This window comes from Labrenzia sp. PHM005 (assembly GCF_006517275.1).
Taxonomy (GTDB): Bacteria; Pseudomonadota; Alphaproteobacteria; order Rhizobiales; family Stappiaceae; genus Roseibium.
Genome location: NZ_CP041191.1, coordinates 4,729,970 through 4,745,050, shown reverse-complemented (window position 1 = coordinate 4,745,050; position 15,081 = coordinate 4,729,970). Strand labels below are relative to the sequence as shown.

The window sequence follows — 15,081 nt, the reverse complement described above, 5'->3', positions numbered from 1 at the left end:
AGAACTGTTGATGGCTGTTGCTACCGATTGTTCGCCAAGCCTTTATTGCGCAGATAGTCAAAAGCCGATGAAGCATATCAATTTATGCTGATACGCGGACAATTAGCGCAGGCCGAAAGCAGGAGAACAGGCCAAACAGTCAAAGAACCTTTCCTATCCGGTTCCATTTAACGGTCCAAGGCCAAGTCCAGACCTGCCAGGCCGGTGTGTCTTTATCTATTGAGAAGAATAGGACTTCCGCGCGGCCAATGAAATTTGCCAGAGGAATCACCCCGAAATCTGAAAACACTCGACTGTCATGGGAAACGTCTCTGTTGTCACCCATCATGAAATAGTGCCCATCTGGAACAACATGTCTGCGCGTGTTGTCCAGCTGGCCGACAGGTGTCATGTCGAGGGTGTCGTAGCTGACCCCGTTGGGCAGCGTTTCACGGTAGCGTGGTACATGCCTGACGTTTCCAAATGGACCTTGGTCTATGAAGTCGGTGATGCGTTCGCGTTCCACCGCTTCCCCGTTAATGTGAAGAATGCCGTCAACCATTTGAATCGTATCGCCGGGCAATCCGATGACACGTTTAATGTAGTCTGTGGACGCATCAGTGGACCGTTTGAAAACTGCAATGTCGCCACGTTCCGGTTTTGAGCCCCATATCCGTCCGGAAAACGGTGCTAAGCCGAAGGGGAATGAGTAACGTGAATATCCATAGCTGTATTTGGAAACAAACAGATAATCGCCAACCAGCAACGTGTTCTTCATTGATCCTGATGGAATCACAAACGGCTGGAACAGGAATGTGCGAATCGCCAAGGCAATGAGCAGAGCCTGAAGGATTATCTTCGCCGTCTCTGAAAAATTGCTCGTCTTGCTACTGTCAGACCCTGATAAGTTCATGCTGGTCCTAACGAAATTGGTGCTTACAACTCTATTGTGACCCCAATTTTTGCCTGAGACTTGCTATAGAAAAACAAGGCCGGTGTTAGAGAGACACTGAAGAATTCGGCTCTGGCCAGTCCTTTGGCCAAGCTGAAATGACGACGAAAGCTTGCGCCAGCGGAAAGTCATCGGTGATTGTCAGATCGATTGTTGCGCGGAAACCATCGGGCACCATGGCGTTCAAACGCTCCGCTGCACCGCCCGTAAGGTTCATCGTTGGTTTGCCGGAGGGCAGGTTTACAACGCCCATTTCCCGCCAGGCCACACCCATACGGATGCCGCTGCCAAGCGCTTTTGAACAAGCTTCTTTGGCCGCAAAACGCTTGGCATAAGAGGCCGCCCGCTGTGCGCGCTTATCTGATTTCGCCCGTTCAACCTCGGTGTAAACCCGGTTTGTGAAGCGTTCACCGAAACGCTCAAGGGTTTTTTCGATCCGGCGGATGTCGATCAGGTCGCTGCCGATGCCCAAAATCATGTTCGGTTCGTCCAATCCTACGGTTTCGGACCATTTATGTAGGGTGGAAAGTGGTTAGTTGCCAGTTTCGTCGTCATAGGCACGTCCAGGCGCTGGAAACAACCGTTTGCCATTTGTCTCAATCGTGGTGCGGCGGCGGCGTTGATACACCTCGACGCTTTTATAGACGATGAAATAGGAGACGGTCGCGACGGTTAATCCGAGCGGCACAGCGCCAATGAACATTGGCTTGACCATCGGCAGCAGCGAATCGAGAGATTTTTCAAACAGGCTGCTTTGGAATTGGGCGTGAACGGCATGCGGGTCAGTGTCCGGTGCCTGGCCATAGAGCACCCATTGGCCGATCTTGTATGTAAACGCCCAGATAAACGGAAAGGTCAGTGGATTGCCGATGGAGGTTCCAAGGGCTGACGCAATCAGATTGCCGCGCAGGATCCAGGCAAGCGCAAAAGCAGTCAGAAAGTGAAAGCCAATCAGAGGCGTAAAGGAGGCGAAGGCACCTGCCGCAAACCCGATGGCAATGGCATGCGGTGTGGCCGTCAATCGCAGAACACGCTTGCCGAAATAGCGGGTCGAGCGCGCCCAGCTGTGGCGCGGCCAAACGGCAACACGCAAGCGCTCGATCTGTGTCGGTCTATTTCTGCGGCGGAACAGCATCAGTCGGCTGTCTCTCTCCCAAATCTGAAGGACCGGATCAGGCCAGTCCGCGGCTTCCCGGTTTGACAGCTGGAATGGCCGCAAGTTCGGGTGGCAATTTGTCCGGTTCATAGGCCGGTACTTTGTAATCGGCTAACGCTATTACTGGAACACCAGCATCAGCTTCCCCGCCGGACCGGTCGATCAAGCAGGCGACTGCCAAGACTTCAGCACCAAGTGCTTTCAGAGAAGTTACCGTTTCGCGACAGGAAAGACCTGTTGTGACGATATCCTCAACGATGATGACACGGGCGCCTTCCGGCATCTCGAAGCGGCGCAACCGGAACTCACCATCTTCGCGCTCAACCCACATAGCGGGAATGCCTAGGTGGCGTGCCGTCTCATATCCGGGAATGAGACCTCCCAGGGCCGGAGAGACAACATAGTCGATGTCGCCAAGACCGGATGCCTTGACTTTATCTGCAAGCGCCTTGCAAAGAGTCTCGGTTTTGTCCGGATACATGAACACGCGCGCCTTTTGCAGAAAGATCGGGCTGCGCAGACCTGAGGTCAAAATAAAATGGCCTTCCAGCATAGCGCCCGCCTCGCGGAAGACTGACAAAACCTCGTCACGTGTCATAAAATTTAGTCCTTTTGACTTTTAGGGTCCGGTTAGCCGTTAACGCGGCTTACACTAGAAACATTTGGTTTTGAGCGCAGCTGGTTGATGATGCGGTTCAAGTGTTTAAGGTCCCAGACTTCCAAATCAATAATCATTTGGTGGAAGTCCGGCGCCCGCTGTGCCATTTTGACATTGTCAATATTGCCGCTGTTCTCACCGATTATTTGTGCGATCGTGGCAAGAGATCCGGGTTCGTTGGCCGCCGAGATCTCCAGGCGCGCCGGGAAACGCTCAGGATTGTTGACATCGATATCCCACCGCACGTCGACCCAGCGCTCGGTCTCGTCGTCGAATTCCTTCAAGGCCGGCGATTGTATCGGGTAAATGGTCACCCCGCCGGACGGGTTCAAGATACCTACAATCCGGTCGCCAGGAACGGCACCGCCATTAGGTGCAAAGCTCACGGGTATGTCACCGGAGAGGCCGCGGATTGGCAACGCGCTGCCGTCCGTCCAGGCTTCCCCATCTTCCTCAGAACCATCTGCAAGACCAGTTGGAGGAATGCGAAACTTCAAACCGTGCCCTTGTTTGAGGTCGAACCAGCCTTCGCCGGAAGGCGGGCCTAAAATCGCAACCCGTTCATCCTGATAATCCGGGTGAGCGGATTTCAAAATGGTTTGTGCGCTCAAATCCCCGCGGCCGACCGCCGCTAAAAGATCAGCGACACTGTTTTGATGGTGTTCCCCGAGAACGGCTTCCAGAAGGTCTTCCGAATAGGCTTTGTCTGCCCGCGCAAAAGCGCGCTTCAGAATATGTTCGCCGAGGGCCCCATATTGTTTGCGGACAGATTCGCGGGTCGCCCGGCGGATGGCGGCGCGCGCCTTACCCGTGACCGCAATGGCTTCCCATGCCGGTGGCGGTGTTTGGGCCTGCGAGCGGATCACATCCACTTCATCGCCGTTGTGCAGTTCTGTGACCAGCGGCATGATCTTGCCGTTGACCTTACAGCCGACGCAGGTGTTGCCGATGTCAGTGTGGACAGCATAGGCGAAATCGATTGGGGTCGCGCCGCGTGGCAGCGCAATCAAACGGCCTTTCGGTGTGAAGCAGAACACCTGATCGTGGAACAGTTCCAGCTTGGTGTTTTCCAGGAACTCTTCCGGCGTATCGCCTTGGGCCAAAAGCTCTGTTGTACGCCGTAGCCACTCAAAAGCCCGGCAATCTTCTGTATGATTGGCAATGTTCCGGCCGCCATATTCGCCGTCCTTATAAAGGGCGTGAGCGGCAATGCCATATTCGGCGACCCGGTCCATGTTGACAGTGCGGATCTGCAGTTCGACACGCTGGCGGGACGGCCCGACGATCGTTGTGTGCAAAGACCGGTAGTCGTTTTGCTTGGGCGTAGAGATGTAATCTTTGAAGCGTCCTGGCACCGTTGGCCAAGTCGTATGGATGACACCCAGAACCCGGTAGCAGGCTTCCATGGTGCCGACCGTCACCCGGAAACCATAGATATCGGACAATTGCTCAAAACCGATGGCCTTGCGCTGCATCTTTCGGAAGATGGAATAGGGGCGTTTTTCCCGCCCTTTAACCAGGGCCGCCATGCCGCGTTCCGACAGGCGTTCGGTCAAGGTGGTTTCAATGTCCAGGATCAGATCCCGGTTGCGCTCTCTGAGATCCGCCAACCGCTCGGTGATGGTCTCGTAAGCTTCCAGATTGAGTGTTTGGAAGGAGATATCTTCCAGTTCCTCACGCAGGTCATGCATGCCCATACGTCCGGCCAGCGGCGCATAGATCTCCATGGTTTCTTCTGCGATCCGGCCGCGTTTGTGCTCCGGCATGTGATGAAGCGTGCGCATGTTGTGCAGGCGGTCGGCCAGTTTGACCAAAAGAACGCGCACATCATCGGCAATGGCGAGCAGCAGCTTGCGGAAATTTTCTGCCTGCTTGGCTTTACGTGAGACCAGATCCAACCGGCTAATCTTGGTGAGCCCATCGACCAGTTTGCCGATTTCTTCGCCAAAGAGAGAATCGATCTCGGCGCGGGTCGCGTCTGTGTCCTCAATCGTGTCGTGCAAAAGAGCAACCGCAATGGTCGCATCATCCAGCCGCAGATCGGTTAAGATCGCAGCCACTTCAAGAGGATGGGAGAAATAGGGGTCGCCAGACGCCCGTGTCTGCGAGCCATGTTTTTGCATGGCATAGACATAGGCCTTGTTGAGCAAGGCTTCATCGGCTTCAGGGTTATAGCGGGTAACCCGCTCAACCAATTCGTATTGACGCATCATGGCCGAGACTGACCCATGCAACCGCCAGGCAATAGGGCGGATCAGAGAAAACTCGACCGGAGCGCCGGGTCAGTCCGGCAACGCTCCGGCCAATGAAACTGCTTAAACGTCGTCGGTCCGCTCTGGCGGAACCAGGCCTTCCAGGCCGCGCAGCAGGTCTTCTTCAGACATGCGGTCAAACTCGACGGCACTGTCGTCCACGGTATTGACCTGAGTGACCTGATGCTGGCCAGGAACCGCGACAACCGGCACGGCTTCTGCTTCCGGTTCATCCACTTCAACAAACTTCTGAAGCGAATGAATCAGGTCTTCTTTCATGTCTTCCGGGCTGACGGTCTGCTCGGCGATTTCACGCAAGGCGACGACAGGGTTTTTATCGTTGTCGCGGTCGATCGTCAGCGGAGATCCGCTGGAAATCATGCGAGCGCGATGCGCAGCAAGCAGCACCAGCTCAAACCGGTTTTCGACCTTGTCGATGCAGTCCTCGACGGTCACGCGCGCCATTTCGACGTCTCCATAGCTGTAGGAACAAGAACTTCAAGCGTATAGTGATCGACTTACCAAAAAGCAACCCCTTGTGGTTTTTCCGGGGCAGTGCCTAAATATTGGCAAAAATTTTGGTTGTTTTTTCACCATTCTTATTGCATGGCCGTTGCAGCGTATAGATGAGATAGTGTACGCCAGTACTTGGCGCCCTATATCTCATAGAGGTGCGCTGGAAGAACTAATAATAATCTGATCCGTACCAAAGCCCAGAAGGCGCAATGATCAGATAACATATGCGTCCAGTGCGTTTTGATTTCCGTGAGGCTCTTAATGGTGGGAAGTGGGCCTTATTTCAGCGGACCAAAACAAGCGGCGCATACCACTTAGAAGGGTTTCAATAAAAATGTTTGATGCACGAGAAAAGGTTGCCTTGTTCATCGACGGTGCAAATTTGTACTCGACAGCCAAAGCAATCGGCTTTGACATCGACTACAAGCGGCTGTTGAAGGAGTTTCAGGGCCAGGCCTATCTGTTGCGTGCCTACTACTATACGGCTTTGATCGAGGATCAGGAGTATTCCTCAATCCGGCCGTTGATCGATTGGCTCGACTACAATGGCTATAAAGTTATTACCAAGCCTGTGAAAGAGTTTGTCGACAGTGCGGGCCGTCGCAAAGTCAAGGGCAATATGGATATCGAACTGGCTGTCGATGCAATGGAACTGGTCGATACTATCGACCACGTTGTTTTGTTCTCCGGCGATGGCGATTTCCGCTCGCTGGTCGAAGCTCTGCAACGCAAGGGCCGGAAGGTTAGCGTCGTCTCAACGCTGAAAACCCAGCCGCCGATGATCGCAGACGACCTCCGCCGGCAAGCCGATCACTTCATTGATCTTGCAAGCCTTGCCAATAAGATCGGCCGTGATCCGTCCGAGCGTCCGCAACGTCCGGCTACCCCGGAAATGGACGATGACGACATTGAGGATGATGACTACTAAGAGCGGTTAGATGCCGATCCAGTCCGATACTAACACGCCCGCCGATCCGCCGCTGGATTGCCGGGCGTGTTCGCGTTTGGTGGAATTCCGTGAAGGCCTGCAGGCTGAGCATCCGGAATGGTTCAACGCCCCGGTTCCGTCCTTTACCTCCGCTAAGCCGCGGCTTTTGGTCATTGGCTTGGCGCCGGGAATGCGCGGTGCCAATGCCACCGGACGTCCATTTACCGGCGATTACGCTGGCGATCTTCTTTATGACACCATGTTGGATTTCGGCTTTGCCAAAGGCAAATATCAGGCGCGGCCAGATGACGGGTTGGAGCTGACTGATGCTCTAATCACCAACGCAGTCCGATGCTTGCCGCCGCAGAACAAACCGACCGGCGCAGAAATTAAAACGTGCCGTCCCTACCTTCTGTCGACCATGGCGGCCAACCCTTCGATCCGGGCCGTTCTGGCGCTCGGGCGGATTGCTCACGAGACCTTCTTAACGGCTTTGGATTTGAAGCGGGCGCAGTATCCGTTTTCCCACAATGGCCGCCACGAATTGCCGGGAACGGATCTGGTGCTGCACGACAGCTACCATTGCTCCAGATACAACACCAACACCGGCCGGTTGACGGAAGAGATGTTCCGATCCGTGTTTACGTCGATCCGCAGGGATATCCCGTAAACGTCCTGATTTACTCAGTCGGTTTCTGTCGTGGATGGCGCATCTGACAGTGCCCAGCCGTTGGGTCCAAGATGTTCCTGTGGCCGGAACCGGGCCTTATAAGCCATCTTAGCAGAGCCCTCGACCCAATATCCGAGATAGATATACGGCAGGTTCAGTTGCCGCGCACGCTCGATATGGTCCAGGATCATATACGTGCCGAGCGCTGTATCGGTGAAATCCGGATCGTAAAACGAATAAACCATCGACAGCCCATCGCTGAGCTGATCGCTGAGTGCGACGCCGAGAAGGGGGCCTTCACCGGCACCTGTCAAGAAGGTGTCCGGACCGCGTTTGCGGTATTCGATCACCATGGTTTCCACATGGGTGTCCTCGACCATCATTGCATAATCGAGAATGCTCATGTCGGTCATGCCGCCGTCTTCATGACGGGCCTGAAGGTAATCGCGAAAGAGGTCGTATTGTTCGGCAGATGGGCTGGCTGGCAAACGGGCGCCAATAACATCTGTGCCGGATTTCCAGACGCGCTTGAGCGACTTCGTCCATTTGAAGTCATCGACCCGCACCCGCACAGAAATGCAGGCCTGGCAGTTCTCGCAGGCCGGGCGATAGGCAATGTTCTGACTGCGCCGGAATCCGCCTTGAGTCAGGACCTCATTGAGAGCTGGGGCACCATGACCAACAAGGTGCGTGAAGACCTTCCGTTCCTGACAGCCTTCCAAATAGGGGCAGGGCGCCGGTGCTGTCAGATAGAATTGCGGATGGTCTGTAGGGTGGCGTGTCACCTTTGTTTCCTGCGGCCCGAACCTTGTCTCACAGCCCATAATACCATGGGGCGATTAAAGAGAAGGTCAACCATAAAACAAGCGCCAGCGGGACGCCAGCCCGCAGGAAGTCAGCAAAACGGTAATGTCCTGGTCCCATAACTATCAGGTTGGTTTGGTACCCGACCGGGGTCGCAAAGGAGGTATTTGCCGCGATGATCAAGCAGACGACAAAGGCCTCCGGCTTTTGGCCGATCTGCTCTGCAAGGTTGATCGCAATCGGTGTGAACAAAACAGCGGCAGCGTTGTTGGACAGAAAGTTGGTCAGAACCATCACAATGAAGAACAGGGCTGAAAGAACCACCGCTGGAGGGCTGCCCTCCAAAAGACTGGCCAGCGTGGTGGCGATGGCGGAGGCACCACCCGTGGCTTCCAGCGCGACCGCGCCGGCAAGGGAGGCGCCGACCAGCATGAAGATCCGGCTGTCGATGGCACGCATGGCTTGACGGATGTTGAGGCAGCCAGAGGCGATCATCGCGAAGGTGCCGCCGACGGCGGCCGAAACAATCGGCACCATGCCGGAGGCGGCGAGCGCGACAACAACGCCAAAAATCGCCAAGGCGCGGGGGGCATAGCGGCGGCGGGGCACTTCCGCCGTCGACCAGTCGAGCAGCAAAACATCGCGGTTGCCACGCAGGCGGGCGATTTCGTCCTCGGATGCAGCAACCAGAAGCACATCGCCCGCTTCCAGACGGATGTCGTTCATGGCCATGCGCGGCATGCGGCTGCGCCGCTGAATGCCCATCACCAGGCAGCCGGTATCCGTGTAGAAACCAGATTGAGGTAGGGTCCGGCCCATGAGGCGGGAGGCCGGCGCAACGACCACTTCTGCCAGGCTGACGGAACCGGCCTGTGTCGCGGGAACGTCTCGGGCGGGAGTGTTGCCGTCCCCTGTTTCGGTTTCCATGAGCGGTTGCCGGCTGGCCAGCGCATTCGCAAGGGCATTTCGAGTGGCTGCCACGATGACCGTGTCCCCTGGGCCAAGGACAACGTTTTCAAAAGGGGGTAGGAGCGGCTGCTGGCCACGCTGAACCAGCCGCACCGTCATATCCTTGAGTTTCGGGAACATGCCCGAGACAGCTTCCATGCCGACCAATGGATGGCCATACGTGATTTCGATCTGCGCGATGAACTGTTTGCCCGAGGTCGCCTGAAACTCTTCGGCCATGGTTTGCCGCGCGCGCATCAGATGCGGCATGACGAAGAGGACATAAAGGGCACCCGCACCCGCAACCATCAAACCAATAGGGGTGAAGCTGAAGAAGGTCAGCTTTAGATCCGAGACCTGCGCCGCATAGTTGGCAACCAGAAGGTTGGTGGACGATCCGATCAAGGTGGTCATGCCGCCGAGAATGGCAATGAACGACAGGGGCATTAGAACCTGCGACGATGACTGGCCGGCGGACGCTGCGACTGCAGTCAGGATCGGCAGGAACATCACCACCACAGGCGTATTGTTCAAAAACGCGCTTAGGACGGCAACAACCAGAAGAATCGGAATGACCGCCCATTGGGACTTGCCGCGGGTCCATTTGACGATGGCCTTGGCCGGGCCTTCCAACGCGTCAGTTTGAAACAGTCCTTGTCCAATGATCAGCAAGCAGATGACCGTGATCAGCGCCGGATTGGCAAAGCCGGTCAGGAAATCAGACGTTGTCACTAAAGAGCCATCGCTCTGAGTGACCGGGATCACCGTGAACAAGACAATGAAGGCGGAGACGGAGCCGAGGGCAACCGTTTCGATCGGATACCGCTCTAACGCATAAAGAACGACGGTGGCGGCGATGACCACAAAGGTCAGCACCATCGCAATATCAATAGAGTGCATTCACCCGCCTAGAACCAATCTGCCCAAAACTCTAGGGCAGTTTAGACCAGCCGACTGCGTCTATGGAAGAGCCATCCTTTCCATTTCACATTGATTTTGCCGCTGATTTTTTACGCAATGCGTTGAAAGAAGATCAATTTTTCACCGTCTGCGGACTTCAGCTATCTGCCGGATGATCGCGGACATAGCCCCGGTGGTATTCAGAATTGATGACGACTGTTCCAAGGATCAGGTCATGCAACAGGCGTTTGCGGTCGGAAAACAACGAGACCAGCAGCACGAACGGCGTCAGCAGCGAAACCGAAAACCAGAAGAGCAAGAGATGCACCGCAGCGAGCAGCGGGTAGGGCTTGGAACCGTACCAAAGCCGCATCTCCAACCCCATGGCGCGCATGCCGATCGTCGCGGCGGCCGGGCCGCCTAGGGTGAACGCCGCATAAAGCAGGGCAACACCGGCGGGCAGAATGGCATAGAGGATAAAGCCGAGGCCAAGCGTGAAAATGCCGAGGATAAAGACCAGCACCGCCGCGCCCATGGTCAGAAGTGCGATCACGAACGCATCAATGAAAAATGCAAAGATCCGCCGGCTGCGCACGCCTTCAAACAGCTCCGGCTGCAGCAGCGGGTCAAACGCATCCTGCCTGGAAGAATAACTTGATGCTGTGTCAGCAGACATTGCGGCTCTCCAATTCGTGATGAGTTTGATATGGGGTGGAGACCAGAGAAACGCAAATGTTTGTCTTTGACATCTAAACAGTCCCTGTATGGCACCGCAGCTGAAGAGGACTGCATTTACTTTTCCCTCGCCGAAGAGGGGGCCCGAATGGCGAATGGGGGGGTAGTGTTCGTTTGATGTACTTTGAAAGAAAGGATTGGACCACTGCCCCAGCCGTTTCTATAAGAGCTGGGCAATCGGGTGTAGATATAACGATAGACCAAGATACCGGACGGGATTGTGCTTCAGCAAAACCCACGGCTGTCATCCCCGGCGCAGCGCAGCGGAGACCGGGGAACCACTCGTTTGCAGAGCCTTTGTGTAAACGTTCTGAGCCCGCGCCAAGTGGCATTGCGAGTAGATCCCCGCTCATGGGCGGGGATGACCGTGTTGAAATGGTCTGGCTGTCGAAGCACTGTTCCCGCACTTGATTCGGGACCTCAGGAACGAAGATGCTTGTGCCGGCCCGAAGTCGGCCCCGGCGCTGAGGCCGGGGCGGCAGACGTCGTTGCTGTTAGTCTTTACCAGCCAGCATTTTCGCAACAGTTGGCGCAAAATAGGTCAGAATTCCGTCGGCGCCGGCGCGTTTGAACGCCAGAAGGCTTTCCAGCATGGCGCGGTCTTCGTCCAGCCAGCCGTTGGCGCTGGCCGCCTTGATCATCGCGAATTCGCCGGACACCTGATAGGCGTAGGTCGGAACCTGGAACTCGTCCTTCAGGCGCCGGACGATGTCGAGATACGGCATGCCGGGTTTCACCATGATCATGTCCGCGCCTTCGGCAATGTCCAGCTCGGCCTCCCGTAGCGCTTCGTCCGTGTTGGCCGGATCCATCTGATAGGTGCGCTTGTCGCCTTTCAAGGTGCCGGACGAGCCGACAGCATCGCGGAACGGGCCATAGAAGGCAGAGGCGTATTTGGCCGAATAGGCCATAATTTGCGTGCCGCGGAAATCCTGTGAATCCAGCGCCTGACGAATGGCGCCGATACGGCCGTCCATCATATCGGACGGGGCAATCACATCTGTTCCGGCTTCGGCCTGGTTGAGCGCCTGGCGGCAGAGCTGGTCGACCGTCTCGTCGTTCAAGATGCTCTCACCTTCCATCAAACCGTCATGGCCGTGGCTGGTGTAGGGGTCGAGCGCGACATCGGTCATCAGGCCGAGGTTGAGCCCTTCTTTCTTGATCGCCCGGCAGGCCTGACAAGTCAGGTTCTCCGGATTCAGCGCTTCCGACCCGCTGTCATCACGTAGATCCGGATCGGTGTACGGGAAAATGGCAATCGCCGGGATGCCGAGTTCGGCCGCCAAATTGGCGTCGCGCACCGCTTCATCAACAGACAGACGTTCCACGCCCGGCATGGAGGGCACCGGTTGGCGGACATTTACGCCGTCGACCACAAAAATCGGCCAGATTAGATCATCGGCCGTCAAGGTGTTTTCCCTTATCAGGCGGCGGGACCAATCGGTTTGCCGGTTGCGGCGCATGCGGGTGCCGGCAAGCAGCGTATCCATGTGATCGGACGTAATGGGCGGAAGGGAACGGTGGGACGGCATGAAACGGGCCTGTTTGAATGTGAGAAACATCAGATTGAATGTCCGCCGGACATGCGTGCCACATTATCACGCAGATTTCCGACGTCCAACATTCTGTAAAATAACTGAAAATAAAAAAGAAAAATAGATTGTTTGACGTTTGCGTCAAATGTGTTTTTATGCGCGCCACAGATCAAATGTTAGCGGCGCGGCCAGAATCGGCCCCGCAAGTTCCTGGGAGGACATCGTGGACTTTCAATTGAACGAAGACCGGCGCGCAATCCGCGACATGGCAGCAAGCTTTGCGCGGGACGAACTGGCGCCGCATGCTGCGCAATGGGATGAAGACAGCTATTTCCCGATTCCGGTCATGCGCAAGGCCGCTGAGCTGGGGCTGGCAGGGATATATGTGCGGGATGATGTCGGTGGGTCTGCCCTGACCCGTCTGGACGCAGCGCTCATTTTCGAAGAGCTGTCCAAGGGCTGTACGGCAACGGCCGCTTACCTGTCTATCCATAATATGGTGTCCTGGATCATCGATACCTACGGCAATGAAGACCTGCGACAGAAGTTTCTGCCGAAACTCTGCACCATGGAGCTGCTCACCAGCTATTGCCTGACCGAACCGGGGTCCGGCTCGGATGCGGCGGCTCTGCGCACGACAGCGAAAGACGATGGCGATCATTATGTCCTGAACGGCTCCAAGGCGTTCATTTCGGGCGGCGGTGTCAGCGATCTCTATGCGGTCATGGTCCGCACAGGCGACGAGGGACCGGGCGGCATCTCTTGCCTGTTGGTCGAGAAAGGAACTCCAGGACTGAGCTTCGGCGCCAATGAAGTGAAGCTCGGCTGGAAAAGCCAGCCGACCGCACAAGTTAACTTCCAGGATTGCCGCGTGCCGAAATCCAACCTTGTTGGGGGCGAAGGCCAGGGCTTCAAGATTGCTATGGCAGCGCTCGACGGCGGCCGCCTGAACATCGGTGCGTGCTCCATTGGTCCGGCACAGGAATGCCTGGATCAGGCGATTGCCTATATGCGTGAGCGCAAGCAGTTCGGCAAACCGTTGACCGCGTTCCAGGCACTGCAGTTCCGCCTGGCGGATATGGCGACTGAATTGGAAGCGGCCCGTCTGCTGCTTTACAAAGCTGCGACCGAAGTCGATGCCAAAACCCCGGAAGCGCCGAAATTCGCCGCCATGGCCAAACGCCTTGCCACCGACACCGGTTTCAAAGTGGTCAATGACGCGCTCCAGCTTCATGGCGGATATGGCTATTTGCGGGATTACCCGATCGAGCGCTTCTTGCGCGATGTCCGGGTGCACCAAATCCTGGAAGGCACCAACGAGGTCATGCGCCTGATCATCTCGCGGCATCTTTTGAAAGACTGACCCTAAGCGGGTTGAAACGATCAGCGCTGCCCTCTTTTGTATAAAGAAGGGGGACAATGAGCGGATGTTTGAAAAAGAAAAACGCTCTCACCTGACAAACACTGCCCTTCTCCTCCAGGGGGAAGGGCTGTAGGAACCGCACAATACATATTAACTCGACATGTTACCGACCCTTTGAGGATCTGCAGTGAGCGACATTCTGTTTGAAAAACGCGGCAAGGCCGGTTTCGTAACCCTCAACCGGCCAAAGGCGCTCAATGCGCTGACACATGGAATGGTCACGGCCCTTGCAGATCAGTTGACACGCTGGGCCGGGGATCCGGAAATCGCGCATGTTGTGATAACCGGCGAAGGCGGCAAGGCGTTCTGTGCGGGCGGCGACATTGTCGGCATCTACGAATCCAAAATGGCCGGCCAGATGGATGGTCTCGGGACGTTCTTCAAAGACGAGTATCTTCTGAACGCGCAGATCAAGGCCTATCCGAAGCCCTATATCGCGCTGATCGACGGCATCGTCATGGGTGGGGGAGTTGGCGTTTCCGTTCATGGCAGCCACCGGGTCGGTACAGAAAAGACCATGTTTGCCATGCCGGAAACCGGGATCGGATTCTTTCCGGATGTCGGCGGCACCTATTTCCTGCCGCGCATGCCGAAAAAGACGGGTGTTTATTGCGCTCTATCCGCCGGCCGTTTGAAACAGGGCGACGCATTGGCCTCCGGCGTTCTGACACACACGGTGAAAGAAGCGGATCTGGCGGCCATCGAAGAGGCGTTAGCTAGCGCCGATGATGCCGACGCAGCTCTAAAACCCTTCTTGGTGGATGTGGAACCGGGAACGTTGATGCAACAGGCCGATCTGATCGAAGCCTGTTTTTCAGAAAACAGCGTTGCGGCCATCTTGGAACGCCTGGATGGCAGCAGCGAAGACTTTGCAACCAAGGCAGCCGAGACCATCCGCCAGAAATCCCCGACCAGCGTTATGATTGCCTTTGAGCAGATGCAGCGCGGCGCAAACTCAAGCTTCAACGACTGTATGAAGCTGGAGTACCGGATTGTTTCTCAGGTTCTCAAAGGCGAAGACTTCTTTGAAGGCGTGCGCGCGCTTCTGGTCGACAAGGATCAATCGCCGAAATGGTCGCCGTCAGAGCTTGCACACGTAGACATAGACGACCTGGCATCGTATTTCCGGGAACCGGCGGATGGAGATCTGCCGCTGTAACCACGTTGGACCGGATATGATCACCAGCTTTCAAGATCTTTTTTACGCCCGCCCGCCCTGGAGTACGGTGCTGATCTGGTACTTGCGGGCAATGGGCCTGCTCCTGATGGGCGGCGGCGTGATCTATTGGGCGCGGATCGTCGGGATTGTTGAATGGCGGGGCATGTGGTTTTGGGACATGCCGATTGCCATTCAAGGGGCTGTTGTTTTCTTTGGCGTCTTGGACCTTGTCGCTGCCATCGGTCTTTGGCTGACGGTGTCCTGGGGAACGGTCATGTGGCTGTTCCGCTGTTTTTGTCAGATCGTGATGCACACCGCGTTTTCCGATCTTTATGGCCGCCGTCCTTATGAAATCGCCTTCTACCTTTTGACCATATTGATCTATGTGGGGCTGACCTATCTGATGACCCGCGAAAACAGGATCAATGCCGCATCGAAATGATTGGTTGCGACAAGGATATGTGAC

The 15,081-nt window shown here is 56.0% G+C and carries 15 protein-coding genes; 5 read left to right on the top strand and 10 right to left on the bottom strand.

Annotated elements, in window-relative coordinates:
• Positions 1-139: 139 nt before the first annotated feature.
• The 6 genes from lepB to rpoZ all read right to left on the bottom strand — a co-directional run bounded on the left by lepB (position 140) and on the right by rpoZ (position 5,462).
• Positions 140-892, bottom strand: coding sequence for a signal peptidase I (gene lepB, locus FJ695_RS21480; RefSeq protein ID WP_141187344.1), 753 nt, complete (start codon positions 890-892; stop codon positions 140-142).
• An 85-nt stretch (positions 893-977) separates the two neighbouring features.
• Positions 978-1,409: a holo-ACP synthase gene (gene acpS, locus FJ695_RS21475; protein WP_141187343.1), complete on the bottom strand. Its 432-nt coding sequence runs from the start codon at positions 1,407-1,409 to the stop codon at positions 978-980.
• A gap of 54 nt (positions 1,410-1,463) precedes the next feature.
• The gene (locus tag FJ695_RS21470) at positions 1,464-2,066 is read right to left on the bottom strand and encodes a DUF2062 domain-containing protein (protein ID WP_141187342.1); all 603 of its coding nucleotides are present in this window, start codon (positions 2,064-2,066) and stop codon (positions 1,464-1,466) included.
• 37 nt (positions 2,067-2,103) lie between these two features.
• The gene (gene pyrE, locus FJ695_RS21465) at positions 2,104-2,685 is read right to left on the bottom strand and encodes an orotate phosphoribosyltransferase (protein WP_141187341.1); all 582 of its coding nucleotides are present in this window, start codon (positions 2,683-2,685) and stop codon (positions 2,104-2,106) included.
• Positions 2,686-2,717: 32 nt separating this feature from the next.
• A complete protein-coding gene (locus tag FJ695_RS21460) occupies positions 2,718-4,958 on the bottom strand; it encodes a bifunctional (p)ppGpp synthetase/guanosine-3',5'-bis(diphosphate) 3'-pyrophosphohydrolase (RefSeq protein WP_141187340.1) in 2,241 nt (746 codons plus the stop codon).
• A gap of 102 nt (positions 4,959-5,060) precedes the next feature.
• Positions 5,061-5,462 carry a DNA-directed RNA polymerase subunit omega gene (gene rpoZ / locus FJ695_RS21455; RefSeq protein WP_141187339.1) on the bottom strand — a complete coding sequence of 134 codons (402 nt, stop codon included), beginning with the start codon at positions 5,460-5,462 and terminating at the stop codon, positions 5,061-5,063.
• Between the two features lie 385 nt (positions 5,463-5,847).
• Here rpoZ and FJ695_RS21450 point away from each other — a divergent pair, with 385 nt between their 5' ends.
• Both FJ695_RS21450 and FJ695_RS21445 read left to right on the top strand, forming a co-directional pair.
• Positions 5,848-6,441 carry an NYN domain-containing protein gene (locus FJ695_RS21450; protein ID WP_141187338.1) on the top strand — a complete coding sequence of 198 codons (594 nt, stop codon included), beginning with the start codon at positions 5,848-5,850 and terminating at the stop codon, positions 6,439-6,441.
• 10 nt (positions 6,442-6,451) lie between these two features.
• The gene (locus FJ695_RS21445; protein WP_141187337.1) at positions 6,452-7,111 is read left to right on the top strand and encodes a uracil-DNA glycosylase; all 660 of its coding nucleotides are present in this window, start codon (positions 6,452-6,454) and stop codon (positions 7,109-7,111) included.
• A gap of 14 nt (positions 7,112-7,125) precedes the next feature.
• Here the strand turns inward: FJ695_RS21445 and FJ695_RS21440 are convergent, their stop codons facing one another.
• The 4 genes from FJ695_RS21440 to hemB form a co-directional block, all read right to left on the bottom strand.
• Positions 7,126-7,896 carry an arginyltransferase gene (locus FJ695_RS21440; RefSeq protein ID WP_141187336.1) on the bottom strand — a complete coding sequence of 257 codons (771 nt, stop codon included), beginning with the start codon at positions 7,894-7,896 and terminating at the stop codon, positions 7,126-7,128.
• Between the two features lie 28 nt (positions 7,897-7,924).
• Positions 7,925-9,763 (bottom strand): SLC13 family permease, encoded by a 1,839-nt coding sequence (locus FJ695_RS21435; protein ID WP_141187335.1) that lies wholly within the window; start codon positions 9,761-9,763, stop codon positions 7,925-7,927.
• A gap of 157 nt (positions 9,764-9,920) precedes the next feature.
• Positions 9,921-10,439, bottom strand: a complete 519-nt coding sequence (locus FJ695_RS21430) for an RDD family protein (protein WP_141187334.1) — start codon at positions 10,437-10,439, stop codon at positions 9,921-9,923.
• Between the two features lie 553 nt (positions 10,440-10,992).
• A complete protein-coding gene (gene hemB, locus FJ695_RS21425) occupies positions 10,993-11,988 on the bottom strand; it encodes a porphobilinogen synthase (protein WP_141188863.1) in 996 nt (331 codons plus the stop codon).
• 268 nt (positions 11,989-12,256) lie between these two features.
• Here hemB and FJ695_RS21420 point away from each other — a divergent pair, with 268 nt between their 5' ends.
• From FJ695_RS21420 to FJ695_RS21410, 3 genes are all read left to right on the top strand, one after another.
• Complete coding sequence (locus tag FJ695_RS21420) at positions 12,257-13,396, top strand: isobutyryl-CoA dehydrogenase (protein WP_141187333.1); 1,140 nt, start codon at positions 12,257-12,259, stop codon at positions 13,394-13,396.
• A 187-nt stretch (positions 13,397-13,583) separates the two neighbouring features.
• Positions 13,584-14,615, top strand: coding sequence for an enoyl-CoA hydratase/isomerase family protein (locus FJ695_RS21415; protein WP_141187332.1), 1,032 nt, complete (start codon positions 13,584-13,586; stop codon positions 14,613-14,615).
• Positions 14,616-14,631: 16 nt separating this feature from the next.
• Complete coding sequence (locus tag FJ695_RS21410) at positions 14,632-15,057, top strand: DUF6163 family protein (RefSeq protein WP_141187331.1); 426 nt, start codon at positions 14,632-14,634, stop codon at positions 15,055-15,057.
• Positions 15,058-15,081: the final 24 nt, after the last annotated feature.

Bases quoted from the DNA above. Each gene is read 5' to 3' on its own strand.
- FJ695_RS21445 (WP_141187337.1), top strand. From the start codon at position 6,452: ATGCCGATCCAGTCCGATACTAACACGCCCGCCGATCCGCCGCTGGAT.
- FJ695_RS21450 (WP_141187338.1), top strand. From the start codon at position 5,848: ATGTTTGATGCACGAGAAAAGGTTGCCTTGTTCATCGACGGTGCAAAT.
- rpoZ (WP_141187339.1), bottom strand. From the start codon at position 5,462: ATGGCGCGCGTGACCGTCGAGGACTGCATCGACAAGGTCGAAAACCGG.
- pyrE (WP_141187341.1), bottom strand. From the start codon at position 2,685: ATGACACGTGACGAGGTTTTGTCAGTCTTCCGCGAGGCGGGCGCTATG.
- FJ695_RS21435 (WP_141187335.1), bottom strand. From the start codon at position 9,763: ATGCACTCTATTGATATTGCGATGGTGCTGACCTTTGTGGTCATCGCC.
- FJ695_RS21460 (WP_141187340.1), bottom strand. From the start codon at position 4,958: ATGATGCGTCAATACGAATTGGTTGAGCGGGTTACCCGCTATAACCCT.
- FJ695_RS21430 (WP_141187334.1), bottom strand. From the start codon at position 10,439: ATGTCTGCTGACACAGCATCAAGTTATTCTTCCAGGCAGGATGCGTTT.
- FJ695_RS21470 (WP_141187342.1), bottom strand. From the start codon at position 2,066: ATGCTGTTCCGCCGCAGAAATAGACCGACACAGATCGAGCGCTTGCGT.
- hemB (WP_141188863.1), bottom strand. From the start codon at position 11,988: ATGGATACGCTGCTTGCCGGCACCCGCATGCGCCGCAACCGGCAAACC.
- lepB (WP_141187344.1), bottom strand. From the start codon at position 892: ATGAACTTATCAGGGTCTGACAGTAGCAAGACGAGCAATTTTTCAGAG.
- acpS (WP_141187343.1), bottom strand. From the start codon at position 1,409: ATGATTTTGGGCATCGGCAGCGACCTGATCGACATCCGCCGGATCGAA.
- FJ695_RS21410 (WP_141187331.1), top strand. From the start codon at position 14,632: ATGATCACCAGCTTTCAAGATCTTTTTTACGCCCGCCCGCCCTGGAGT.